Origin of the sequence: Pseudarthrobacter sp. PvP004 (genome assembly GCF_017876035.1) — a bacterium.
Taxonomy (GTDB): domain Bacteria; phylum Actinomycetota; class Actinomycetes; order Actinomycetales; family Micrococcaceae; genus Arthrobacter; species Arthrobacter aurescens_A.
In genome coordinates this window covers 3,838,293-3,850,349 of sequence record NZ_JAGINL010000001.1, presented here as the reverse complement: position 1 = coordinate 3,850,349, position 12,057 = coordinate 3,838,293, and the positions used below count along the sequence as shown (strand labels likewise).

The following is a 12,057-nucleotide window of genomic DNA, read 5'->3' as shown; positions in this document are numbered from 1 at the left end:
ACAGAGTTACGGCGGTCATAGCGTGGGGGAAACGCCCGGTCCCATTCCGAACCCGGAAGCTAAGACCCACAGCGCCGATGGTACTGCACCCGGGAGGGTGTGGGAGAGTAGGACACCGCCGGACAACCATTCACGGGAAGCCCCGACCACCACGGTCGGGGCTCCCCGCATTTAACAACCGTTTCCACAAACCCCCACACCTTCAAACAACAAACCCCGCTAACCCACACACTCCAACACCGCTTCCACAACATGACTGCGCTGGTTATCCGTGCGAAAGACCAGGTACTCGGTGATGGGCTGGAGAGGGTCTGCGAAGTCGAGCAGCACCAGACGAGGATCGTCGTTGAATTCGTCCTCGGCAATCACACCGATTCCAAGGCCGGCGATGACGGCAGCGTGGACCGCTTCCCTGCTGTCCGTCTCAAGTACTTCTGTGGGTTGGAGGTGTGCGTCCGAGAGTGCCCGCTCGATGGATCTGCGCGTAACCGAGCCGATCTCACGGATGATCAATGGATGGGTTACCAGCTCACGGAGGCGAATGACCTTTGCGCCGGCAAGGGCATGATCGTGTCTCACAAACGCCACCAGGTCCTGTGTGCCCAGTGCACGGGCAGTGAGATCGGGGTGGGGTGTTTCATCAGCGATGATGCCCACCTCCACTGTTCCAGCGAGTACGCGTTGGCGGATTTCCGCAGAGTTACCGCTCACGAGTTGAATGCTGACTCCGGGATTCCGTCGGCGAAAGGTGCTGAGGACACCCACTGCGTTGATAGGTGCGTCTGTGCCGAAGCGCAGTTCGCCCTGCATGACGTTCCGTGCTTTGGCCAAGACGGCCTCGGCTTCCAGCTCAGCAGCGAACAAGGTAGATGTCACCTGAAGCAGCCTGCTTCCCAGCGGGGTCAGTTCAACCGATCTCCCTGCACGCTGCAGCAGGCGGACGCCGTGGTTCCTCTCAAGGAGACGAACCTGTTCCGACAGCGTCGGCTGGCTGACGTTCGCTGCTGCAGCAGCTGCCACGTAGCTGCCATAGGTGGCCACTTGGTGGAACGCCCGCAGGTGGGTGAGATTCATAGGCATGTCCTAAGTCTTCTATAGATGTGGATGGCTGTCCCTATGAGTTATCTTCTGAGCCAAGTACCGTCGTCGACGTGATGAATGAACCCCACGTACTTGTTGTCGGCATAGACGGCGTCCGCTTTGACTCGCTTGGGGCAGCAGCCACCCCCGCCCTGGACCGGATTGCCAGGGAGGGCTTCCTGACGCCCGTGCGCGTCCACGAGAAGAATGCAACGATCTCCGGCCCGGTGTGGGCCACGGTGGCCACGGGTGTGTATGCGGACCGGCATAGGGTGACGGGCAACAGCCACCACCCCGTCGAACTCAGCGCCTTTCAGGACTTCACCGAAGTTCTCCGCGCGGCCCGTCCTGAGTTGCAGACCATGATCGCCGCCAGTTGGCACCCTCTCGCGACCCGCACGGAATGCGGACCTCTCTTTTCCTCCCGGGGGTGGGTGCCGATGCCGGACCCCGAAGAAGCAAACGACGCCGACAGTTGGGTTCGTGCCGACGACGCCGTGGCGGAGTATGCGGCACGACGCTTGAAGACCGAGAACCTGGCCATCTCTTTCGTCTACTTTGGCGAGGCCGACGTCGAGGCCCATAACAACGGAACGGGCGCCGGATACATTTCGGCTATTGAACGGTGTGACTCCCGCCTGAACGCCTTGCTCGAAGTAATTGAGGCAAGGCCCAACCGGCACGACGAAGACTGGACCATCATTGTCCTCACCGACCACGGCCACCTCGATGCTGGCGGCCACGGCGGAGAGACCGATGTTGAACGAACCGCGTGGATGGCTGCCAGCGGCACAGGCCTGTCCTCAGGGAGCACAGCCGTGAACCACTCGGACATCTTTCCTCATACACTCGCCATCTTCGGCGTCGCAGCAAGGGGCTCCGACGGTGTACCTTTCGGAGCCAGACAAGAAGCACGGCACGAAACCCTCCAAGACCCGCGGCTGAACACAGCGCCAGCCAGCCCCCACAACGCAGCAGGCTCCCGTTGACCCTCACGGTAACGGCGGCCGTTCTCTTGGCGGCGGTCATGCACAGCGCGTGGAATGCCATTGCCAAGGCCATTCCGGACCGGCTCGCGTCATCCACCATGATTGCCGTGGCCTATGGGGCCTGTGGCGTCATCGGGGCTGCCGTCTTCGGGATTCCCCTGCAGCAGTCATGGCCATATGTGCTTGCTTCGGCAGTTCTCCAGACGTGTTATCTCATCCTGCTCACCACGTCCTACAAACATGGGGACTTCTCCCAGGTCTACCCGTTGGCCCGTGGTCTTGCCGTTCTCTTGGTCACCGGAATTGCCACGACATTCCTGGCGGAGAGGCTGAGCTTCTGGCAGTTGGCGGGCGTAGCTGTTGTTGCGGGTTCCCTGCTGAGCCTGGCCCTCGTAAGGCAAAACGTGTCAGCCACCACAGACGGAAACCGCAAGGGTGCCTTCTTCGCTGTGCTCACGGGCGTGGCCATCGCGGCTTATACCTTGGTGGACGGTGTCGGAGTCCGGGTCTCAGGGCAGTCGATGGCCTATATATCGTGGCTGTTTCTGCTTCAAGGCCTACTGATTCCCGTGGTGTGCTGGCGTATGGCAAAGGACCGCCGCGCGTTCCCGCAACGGGTGGCACGGTACTGGAAGCCGGGCTTCATTGGCGGGTTGGTGTCCATGCTGGCCTATGGAATTGTGGTGTGGGCGCAGAGCCTGGCGCCTTTGGCCTTTGTGTCCGCCCTGCGAGAGACCAGTGTCCTTCTGGCAGGAATCATCGGTGCAGTGTTCTTCAAGGAAAAGTTCAGCCGGCTGCGTGGCGCCCTCACGGTGGTGGCGGCGGCCGGTATTGCCGCCATCCAGCTAGGTTAGATCGCCGCCGGAACAAAGGCATGCTTAGCCCGAGAAGAACTCCGACAACTCCGAGATCAGTTTGTCCGGTGCCTTGTTGGGCCCGTCATGGCCGAATCCGGGGAGGATGGTGTAGCTGGATCCGGACAGGACGTCGTGGATCTGGCCACATGCGACACCGAAGTAGGCGGGGCTCTTTTCCCCCACCACAATGAGCGTTTCCAAGGGCAGTTCAAGGAACGGCTCGGCGGGCATGTCGGCTGCGATGACGGCCTTGATTTCCCGGACACCACAGGTCATCAGCTCGCGCATCTGTTTGCCCAGTGGTGTTCCAGCGGCCAGTTTGTTCGCCAAGGTGAGCATGGACAGGGGCATTCGTGCGAAGGCGCCGCCGGTCTCTACTCCCTTGATGAGGACGGCGAGGGCGCGATCGTAGTCTCCCGCCGCCGTCGCGCGTTCATAGTCGGGTGTCCAGTCGGCCTTGACGCTGTGGTTGACCGAGACGGCGGGGTCGTACACGGCGAGGCGCTCGACGGGCAGCGTCCGAGCCGCGTGCAGCGCGACGGCACCGCCGAAACTGTGCCCGAACACATCGGTGCTGGACGTGTGCTTCATGACAGTTTCCAGATCCCGGATGTCAGCTTCGAGCGTGTAATCCTCGGACTGCGGGGACGAGTCACCGCGCCCCCGCCGGTTGAACGTGTGGACGGGGCGGCCAAGGGCCTCGCTGAGTTTCTGGGCGAATCGCGAGTAGTCGGTGGCTGTCACCATGGAGGCAGGAACGACGACGACTCCGGAGCCTGCCGCTGCCAGCTCACCGCCCGTGGTAAGTACTTCGAGGTGTCCGCCGTCGTGGGTCATGATGATGTCGCGCGTCATGACTCGAGCCTAACCGAGCCAGCTGACAGCAGGCAGCATGCGGGCCCGTATGTGGAAAAGCGGTCAGCGTTTGAAGTACTCCGAGATATCGGAAACGAGCTCGCTGACTGCGGCAGGGACCGAACCGTGGAAGCCCTTCGGGGAGACTTCCAGAGTGCTGCCGGGGACTGCCCTGTTCAGGCGCGCGGCTGTGACCTTGTAGAACTGCGGACTCTTCTTGCCCACCATGAAATGGGTGCCGGGTGGCAGGACGGAGAAGTCCCGCGGCGTATCAGCGGCGTCGAAGGCTGCCTTAAGTTCACCGACACCCGACGGCATGAGCTCGCGGAAAAGCCTGTTGACTTTGGTCCCCGAAACAACTGCCATGAGCCCGGCCAATATTGGCTCCGGGACCCGTGCCAGCGCAGTTCCGGGCTGCATGCCACGCTTCATCCGCGCCAAAGCCCGCCCAACATCGCCCCGATTGACGGACTCCGCGAATCCATCCAGCCAGGCGGTGTCCATGCTTCCGTCGATGTTCACTGCGGCGTCGTACACCGCGAGCTTGTCCGGTTGGTGGTGCGTGCCGGCGAATGCCTGGGCTGCGTTGAGGGCTACGGCGCCGCCCAGGCTGTGGCCCATGACGTTCCGGGCACCGGTTTCGTCCATGATGGTGCGGACATCGGCGATCTCCGTGGCCATGGAGTAGTTGGGCGGCTGCTCGGTTGACTGGCCCCGGCCTCGGCGATCGTACACATCCACGGCCCAGCCTTCGCCCAGCCCTTTGGACAAGGCAATGGAGAACGGTCGGTAAATCAGTGCGGTGAGGAACGCGCCGCCAATGAGCACCACTCGGCGTTCGCCGGGCGCGTCTTCGGTGCCGTAGCTGTACAAGGCGAGCCTGCCGCCGTCGTGCGTCTTGATGTGGCGTTCCTTCACCGGAACATCCTAGGTGGCACTGCTGGGTTCTTCCTTCACATGGTTCCCGGACAGGAATCGGGCGATCCGCGCAGCAAGGCGTTTCCCGGGCCGGAGCGGGCCTTCATGGAACTGCAGGGGCACAATCGCGAAGTCGATCGCGGGCACGGCCCCGGCCAGAATCCGGCCGGTCTCTGCGAAGTAGGACGGACTCCATCCACCGCTAAGCATGAGCGTGGGGGTGGACAGCTTCATGAAGTCGTGAAGGTGGGCGTCGGCGTCGAGAACGGCCCGCATTTCCGTAACGGCGGTGGGTAGGAGGGAACGCATCTCCAATCCCAGCCGGGTCCGGGCCGAGAGGACGCTGAGTGCACGGAGCGCACCCATCGGTAAGTAGGAAATCGGCCCGGCAGTTCCCAGGCCCTGCACCAGATGGGCCCATGCATGATCCAACTGGCCGGAGGTGACAGCGTCTTCGAGCTCGGGCCGCCACCGGCTGCTGAGGTTGCCGGACAGCGACACGGCGGCGTCGTAAGTGACCAGTTTGTTGATCCTGGCGCGGCGGGCGGCTTGCAGCGCCACAAAACCGCCATAACTGTGCGCCACGACGTCCGTGGAGCCGCTCTTCTCCATGACCGCTTGAAGGTCCGAGATCTCCGTGTCCACGGAATAGCCCGGTGGCTGCGGGGCGGAGTGCCCCCGACCGCGGCGGTTGTAGCTGTGAACCGGGCGCCCCAGCATGCCGCTCAGGGTCCGCGCGAACGGCCAGTACAGGGAATCGGTCACCAAGGTGCCGTGAACAAGCACGACGCCGGCTGGTTCAGCCGGTGCTTTCGACCCCGGAATTGAAGTGCCGGACGCCGGCCGAAAGGTGTGCACCTCAAGCTGGCCGCCGCCGTCGTTCGTTTCAACCGTCCACGTTTCCACAGCCTGAGTCTATGCGTTTCCCTGATCTGGGCGCCCGGAAGTAAAGGCCCGTAATCACCGGTAAACTTAAGGACTGTGACTTCCGCAAACACCCCCGCCCAGAACACCTCCGCAGAGCCCATCGACGCCAGCGAGCAAATGCGCATCCGTATGGAGAAGCGCGCCAAGCTGATCGAGCGCGGCACCGAGGCCTATCCGGTGGGCGTGGAACGGACCCACTCCCTGAGCGAAATCCGCGAAAAGTACGCGCACCTGGAAGCCGATGAAACAACCGGCGATACTGTGGGCGTCACCGGCCGCGTGGTATTCGTCCGCAACACCGGCAAGCTGTGCTTCGCAACCCTCCAGGAGGGCGGCGTTGACGGCAAGGGCGTCCGGCTGCAGGCAATGCTGAGCCTGGCGAATGTCGGTGAGGAAGCGCTCGCCGATTGGAAGGCGCTGGTTGACCTTGGCGACCATGTTTTCATCAAGGGCGAGGTCATCTCGTCCCGCCGCGGTGAGCTGTCCGTCATGGCTGACTCCTGGTCCATGGCGTCCAAGGCCCTGCGTCCCCTGCCGGTCCTGCACGCGGAACTGAACGAGGAAACCCGTGTTCGCCAGCGCTATGTGGATCTCATGGTCCGCGACGAAGCCCGCGAAATGGTCTACAGGCGCGCAGCCATCACCCGCTCTGTTCGCGACACCCTTGACCGCCACGGCTACGTGGAGGTGGAAACCCCCATTCTGCAGCTGGTCCACGGCGGCGCTACAGCCCGTCCGTTTGAGACGCACATGAATGCCTTCGACCAGAAGATGACGTTGCGCATCGCTACCGAGCTTTTCCTCAAGCGTGCCGTTGTTGGTGGCATTGACCGTGTGTATGACATGGGCCGCGTTTTCCGCAACGAAGGCGTGGACTCCACGCACAGCCCTGAATTCACCACGCTTGAATGCTACGAAGCCTGGGCGGACCAGTTCGTCATGGCTGAGCGCATGAAGGAAATCATCCTGAATGTGGCGGACGTGGTGGGTGCGCGCACCATCCAAACGGATGCCGGCGAAATAAACCTCGACGGCGAATGGGCTTGGATTTCGGTGTACCCGGGTATTTCCGAAGCAGTGGGCGTTGAAATTACTCCGGACACCACGGTGGACGAGTTGCTGGCAATTGCTGCCAAGCACGAGGTCAAGGTGGACCCCAAATGGGACGCCGAGAAGATGGTTGTTGAACTGTTCGGCGAGATTGTGGAACCCACCCTGCTGAACCCCACTTTTGTCTACGACTACCCGCCTTCCGCCCAGCCGCTGGCCCGCCCGCACCGTGAGGACGGCCGGCTCATCGAGGCCTGGGACCTGATCATCGGCGGTATGGAGCGCGGTACGGCATTCTCCGAGCTCATTGATCCCGTGATCCAGCGCGAACGGCTTACAGAGCAGTCCCGACGCTCCGCGGCCGGCGACGAGGAAGCAATGCAGTTGGACGAGGACTTCCTCCGCGCCCTTGAGTACGGTGCTCCGCCCATGGGTGGCATTGGGCTGGGCATTGACCGCCTGGTGATGCTTTTCACCGGTGCCGGTATCCGCGAAACCATCTTGTTCCCGTTGCTGAAGCCTGAGGGTCACTGATTATGGAGTACATCGCAGTCCTGGCGCCGTCCATTGTGGTGGGATTGATCTTCTGGTTTGCCATGAAGTCGATCTTCAATGCGGACAAATCGGAACGACAGGCCGAAGCCAAGGCGCAGGCCGAAGCGAATTTGAAAAATTCCGGACCTGCGTCCGAGGGTCCTGCAGCTAAATAGCCTTCCAATTGGCTTCCGCTAACAGAAGACAATCCAATTACGCTTTGACGCGCATGCTTGCCGTGAACGATAATCATCAAAGGAATCCGGGGAATTTCTGATTATCCAACCCTCCAAATGAGAGGCAACTCATGGCACAGAAAGTAAAAATCATCCTCGTCGATGACCTGGATGAAGGGGCTGCGGACGAGACTGTCCGTTTTGGCCTCGACGGCGTGAGCTACGAGATGGACCTGTCCACTGCCAACGCGGCCTCGCTGCGCAAGGCATTGGAGCCCTACGTCGCTAAGGCCAGGAAGACTTCTTCCGGCCGTGCAACCCGGGGCCGTGCGACAGCCGCACGTAACCAGGATTCCGCTCAAATCCGCCAGTGGGCCCGTGACAACGGCTACACCGTCAACAGCCGCGGACGTATTCAGGCTGAAATTCAGGAAGCGTACCAAAAGGCCAATTCCTGAATCACCGCTTCAATGCCCCGGCAGTCACTGCCGGGGCATTGGCATTTAAGCCGCCAGTTTTGCGGGCTCCCTCCAAGGCTTGGAATATCCTGTGAATCGCCGGGGTCGAGAAGGCCCGAATAGTGGGTACCAACAAAACGGCGGGCCCGGGGCCCCAAAGTATTACCGGCTGGCCTTCGCCCGGTGCTCTCAGGCAAGGGGAAGAGGGTGCCACTGCAGGTGGGCAGCGGTCAAGGGCTGGAAGCCGATTTATTCCACAACCACGTCATGTTTCCCCTGTGGCGAACACGCCCCAAAAGTGTTGCTCCGGCACGTAGCATCAAAGTACGTCGTAGCTAGGAGTGTGGCGAAATGTTTGAGAGATTTACGGACCGTGCCCGTCGCGTGGTCGTCCTTGCCCAAGAAGAGGCACGGATGCTCAACCACAATTACATCGGTACCGAGCACATCCTCTTGGGTCTGATCCACGAGGGTGAAGGCGTTGCTGCCAAGGCGCTCGAGTCCCTGAGCATTTCGCTCGATGGCGTTCGCGAGCAAGTGCAGGAGATCATCGGCCAGGGCCAGCAAGCCCCGTCCGGTCACATCCCCTTCACCCCGCGCGCCAAAAAGGTGCTTGAGCTCTCGCTCCGCGAAGCACTGCAGCTCGGCCACAATTACATCGGAACTGAGCACATCCTGCTCGGCCTCATTCGCGAAGGCGAAGGCGTGGCCGCCCAGGTGCTGGTCAAGCTTGGTGCGGACCTGAACCGGGTCCGCCAGCAGGTCATCCAGCTGCTCTCCGGCTACCAGGGCAAGGAAACCGCAGGCAGCGGCTCGGGCCAGGGCCAGCCTGAAGGTACTCCTGCCGGATCGGTGGTGCTCGACCAGTTCGGACGCAACCTGACCCAGGCTGCCCGCGAGAACAAGCTCGATCCTGTGATCGGCCGCGAGCAGGAGATGGAACGCGTCATGCAGGTCCTCTCCCGCCGTACCAAGAACAACCCGGTCCTGATCGGTGAGCCCGGGGTCGGTAAGACTGCCGTCGTCGAAGGCCTCGCCCAGGCGATCGTTCGCGGTGATGTCCCGGAGACCATCAAGGACAAGCAGCTGTACACGCTTGACCTCGGTTCCCTGGTTGCCGGTTCCCGCTACCGCGGTGACTTCGAAGAGCGCCTGAAGAAGGTCCTCAAGGAAATCCGCACCCGCGGCGACATCATCCTCTTCATCGACGAGATCCACACCCTCGTTGGTGCAGGTGCTGCCGAAGGCGCCATCGATGCTGCGTCCATCCTGAAGCCGATGCTCGCCCGCGGTGAACTCCAGACCATTGGTGCCACCACGCTGGATGAGTACCGCAAGCACATTGAGAAGGACGCTGCTCTTGAGCGCCGCTTCCAGCCGATCCAGGTCAAGGAGCCTTCCGTCGCTCACGCGATCGAGATCCTTAAGGGCCTGCGTGACCGTTACGAGGCACACCACCGCGTGACGATTACCGACGGCGCCCTCGCCTCCGCTGCGCAGCTGGCCGAACGCTACATTTCGGACCGCTTCCTGCCGGACAAGGCGATCGACCTCATCGATGAAGCCGGCGCACGCCTGCGCATTCGCCGCATGACCGCTCCGCCGGAGCTCAAGGCCATGGACGAGCGCATCGCGGACGTGAAGATGGAGAAAGAATCCGCCATCGACGCCCAGGACTTTGAAGGCGCTGCCTCGCTGCGCGACAAGGAGCAGAAGCTCATTGCCGAACGCGCAGAGAAGGAACGCAACTGGAAGTCCGGCGGCATGGACGATATCTCCGAGGTTGACGAAGACCTGATCGCCGAAGTTCTTGCGAACTCCACGGGTATCCCGGTCTTCAAGCTCACCGAGGAAGAGTCCTCGCGCCTGCTCAAGATGGAAGACGAACTGCACAAGCGCGTCGTCGGCCAGAACGAGGCCATCAAGGCCCTGTCGCAGGCCATCCGCCGTACCCGTGCAGGCCTGAAAGACCCCAAGCGTCCCGGTGGCTCATTCATCTTCGCCGGCCCCACCGGCGTCGGCAAGACCGAGCTTGCCAAGGCGCTTGCCGAGTTCCTGTTCGGTGAAGAGGACGCCCTCATCACGCTGGACATGTCCGAGTACTCCGAGAAGCACACGGTTTCGCGTCTCTTCGGTGCACCTCCGGGCTACGTCGGCTACGAAGAGGGTGGCCAGCTGACCGAGAAGGTTCGCCGCCGTCCGTTCTCCGTGGTCCTGTTCGATGAAGTGGAGAAGGCCCACGCGGATCTCTTCAACTCACTGCTGCAGATTCTGGAAGACGGCCGCTTGACCGACTCCCAGGGCCGCGTGGTGGACTTCAAGAACACCGTGATCATCATGACCACCAACCTTGGTACCCGCGATATTTCCAAGAGCGTGGCAACGGGCTTCCAGTCCGGCACGGACACCCAGACCGGCTACAACCGGATGCGTGCCCGGGTCACGGAAGAGCTCAAGCAGCACTTCCGTCCCGAGTTCCTCAACCGTGTTGACGACGTCGTGGTGTTCCCGCAGCTGACGCAGGACGAGATCATCGAGATCGTGGACCTGTTCGTCACCCGCTTGGAGCGCCGCCTCAAGGACAAGGACATGGGCATCGAGCTGACCCCCGCTGCCAAGGTTCTCTTGGCCACGCGTGGTTACGATCCCGCCATGGGTGCCCGGCCATTGCGCCGCACCATTCAGCGCGAGATCGAGGACCAGCTGTCAGAGAAGATCCTGTTCGGCGAGCTCCACTCCGGCGACATCGTTGTGGTGGACGTTGACGGCGAAGGTGACGACGCCAAGTTCACGTTCGAAGGCAACGCCAAGCCGCGTATCCCGGAGATTGCTCCGACCGCGTAGTCGCTACAGCACTAAGCCCCGCCCGCTCCAACATAGAGCGGGCGGGGCTTTTGCGTGAACTCCGAAGAAGGGAAGTGGGACGGCATGCGCGTACTCATGGTGACTCCGGGGACGCGGGGAGATGTCGCGCCGATGGCGGGGCTCGGTAGCCGCCTGCAGGGGCTGGGCTACGAGGTGGCCGTCGCGGCCAACCCGGCCTACGCGCCTCTTGTTGTTGAGTCGGGCTGCGAGTTCAGGCCGCTGCCCGGCGACCTGGCCGGATTGATCACGCAACCGGCCCCCGGTGCCAAAGCGTCATCCGGAAGCGTGCTCACCTTCTGGCGGAAGCTCACGGAGTATATGGACAACGCTGCCACCGGCACGCTTGCTGCAGCCGAGGCCGGGGCCGACGTGATTCTGGCCAATTCGGTGGCACCCTATGCTTACGACATCGCGGAGGCTCTGGGTATCCCGGCCATCGGCGCGCATTTGCAGCCTATCGAGCCGAGCGCGGCGTATCCGCCTGTGATCATGAATTCGGCCCAAAGCCTTGGTGCGTGGGGAAACAAGATCATTGGTGAGCGCGCAGCTGCGGGTCCGGCTCCCTACGATGCGCCCAGCGCACGCCTTCGCAGAGAGCTGGGACTGGGCAAGGAAAGCCGTGCGGCCGGAGAGCGTCGGCGGAGGAAAGCGAAGGTGACCATCCTTCATGGCATCAGCCCCACCGTCCTGCCCCGGCCTGCTGATTGGCACTCCGGCCTGGTCATGGCGGGGTATTGGTGGCCCGCCGTCGAGCCGGACTGGCAGCCCTCCGCGGACCTTGTGGACTTCCTTACCGCCGGTCCGCCGCCCGTTTTCGTAGGCTTTGGAAGCAGTGCCCACATCGACCCCGCCTTCATCCTTGAGGCAACACGCCGTGCCGGAGTGCGGGCTGTTGTCCAGGGCGCTGAGGGTGGGTTGGGTGACGACGCCATCGCCGTCGGCAGTGTTCCGCATGAGTGGTTGTTCCCTCATATGGCGGCCGTGGTTCACCATGCCGGAGCGGGAACCGCGGCGGCGGGCCTCCGGGCGGGGGTGCCGGCCGTTGGCGTTCCGGTGTACACGGACCAGCCGCTCTGGGCTTCCCGTCTTGCCGCCCTCGGCGCTGGCCCTGCGCCGATCCCGTACAAGAAGCTCACCCCGGAGCGCCTCGGTGACGCAATCATGAAAGCCGTCAGCACGCCGTCGTACTCCCTGCGGGCAGCGGAGTTGGGGGCGGCCATCGCGAAAGAGGATGGCACCGTGGCTGTGGTCGGCGCCCTGAGGAACCTTTGACCTATAGAGCCGAATATGTGAAAGTACTGTTTCACTGTGAGTGAACCAGTCTGTGATCGGCGGCACAATCCGTGTT

Annotated in this window: 11 protein-coding genes and 1 rRNA gene; 8 read left to right on the top strand and 4 right to left on the bottom strand. The window is 62.5% G+C overall.

Annotated elements, in window-relative coordinates; genetic code table 11:
* Positions 1–7: 7 nt before the first annotated feature.
* Positions 8–124, top strand: a 5S ribosomal RNA gene (rrf, locus tag J3A64_RS17460).
* 95 nt (positions 125–219) lie between these two features.
* Here rrf and J3A64_RS17455 read toward each other — a convergent pair.
* On the bottom strand, positions 220–1,080 hold the full coding sequence (locus J3A64_RS17455) for a LysR substrate-binding domain-containing protein (protein WP_238324461.1): 861 nt from the start codon (positions 1,078–1,080) through the stop codon (positions 220–222).
* A gap of 74 nt (positions 1,081–1,154) precedes the next feature.
* On the opposite strand from J3A64_RS17455, the gene J3A64_RS17450 reads away from it, so the two are divergent.
* Together J3A64_RS17450 and J3A64_RS17445 are read left to right on the top strand one after the other, a co-directional pair.
* Positions 1,155–2,069 carry an alkaline phosphatase family protein gene (locus tag J3A64_RS17450; RefSeq protein ID WP_210066227.1) on the top strand — a complete coding sequence of 305 codons (915 nt, stop codon included), beginning with the start codon at positions 1,155–1,157 and terminating at the stop codon, positions 2,067–2,069.
* The gene (locus tag J3A64_RS17445; protein WP_286176380.1) at positions 2,066–2,923 is read left to right on the top strand and encodes an EamA family transporter; all 858 of its coding nucleotides are present in this window, start codon (positions 2,066–2,068) and stop codon (positions 2,921–2,923) included. Before J3A64_RS17450 ends, J3A64_RS17445 begins: the two co-directional genes overlap by 4 nt.
* A 24-nt stretch (positions 2,924–2,947) precedes the next feature.
* Here the strand turns inward: J3A64_RS17445 and J3A64_RS17440 are convergent, their stop codons facing one another.
* The 3 genes from J3A64_RS17440 to J3A64_RS17430 all read right to left on the bottom strand — a co-directional run bounded on the left by J3A64_RS17440 (position 2,948) and on the right by J3A64_RS17430 (position 5,605).
* The gene (locus tag J3A64_RS17440; protein ID WP_011772931.1) at positions 2,948–3,781 is read right to left on the bottom strand and encodes an alpha/beta fold hydrolase; all 834 of its coding nucleotides are present in this window, start codon (positions 3,779–3,781) and stop codon (positions 2,948–2,950) included.
* 63 nt (positions 3,782–3,844) lie between these two features.
* Entirely contained in the window at positions 3,845–4,699 is an 855-nt protein-coding gene (locus J3A64_RS17435; protein WP_210065116.1) for an alpha/beta fold hydrolase, read from the bottom strand.
* Between the two features lie 9 nt (positions 4,700–4,708).
* Positions 4,709–5,605, bottom strand: coding sequence for an alpha/beta fold hydrolase (locus J3A64_RS17430; RefSeq protein ID WP_014920381.1), 897 nt, complete (start codon positions 5,603–5,605; stop codon positions 4,709–4,711).
* A 75-nt stretch (positions 5,606–5,680) separates the two neighbouring features.
* Here J3A64_RS17430 and lysS point away from each other — a divergent pair, with 75 nt between their 5' ends.
* The 5 genes from lysS (at position 5,681) to J3A64_RS17405 (ending at position 11,981) form a co-directional block, all read left to right on the top strand.
* Positions 5,681–7,210, top strand: coding sequence for a lysine--tRNA ligase (gene lysS / locus J3A64_RS17425; protein ID WP_210065114.1), 1,530 nt, complete (start codon positions 5,681–5,683; stop codon positions 7,208–7,210).
* A 2-nt stretch (positions 7,211–7,212) separates the two neighbouring features.
* Positions 7,213–7,386: a hypothetical protein gene (locus J3A64_RS17420; protein ID WP_011772935.1), complete on the top strand. Its 174-nt coding sequence runs from the start codon at positions 7,213–7,215 to the stop codon at positions 7,384–7,386.
* Positions 7,387–7,517: 131 nt separating this feature from the next.
* Complete coding sequence (locus tag J3A64_RS17415) at positions 7,518–7,844, top strand: Lsr2 family protein (protein WP_014920382.1); 327 nt, start codon at positions 7,518–7,520, stop codon at positions 7,842–7,844.
* A 351-nt stretch (positions 7,845–8,195) separates the two neighbouring features.
* Positions 8,196–10,688 carry an ATP-dependent Clp protease ATP-binding subunit gene (locus tag J3A64_RS17410; protein WP_011772937.1) on the top strand — a complete coding sequence of 831 codons (2,493 nt, stop codon included), beginning with the start codon at positions 8,196–8,198 and terminating at the stop codon, positions 10,686–10,688.
* Positions 10,689–10,772: 84 nt separating this feature from the next.
* Positions 10,773–11,981, top strand: coding sequence for a glycosyltransferase (locus J3A64_RS17405; protein ID WP_210066223.1), 1,209 nt, complete (start codon positions 10,773–10,775; stop codon positions 11,979–11,981).
* Positions 11,982–12,057: the final 76 nt, after the last annotated feature.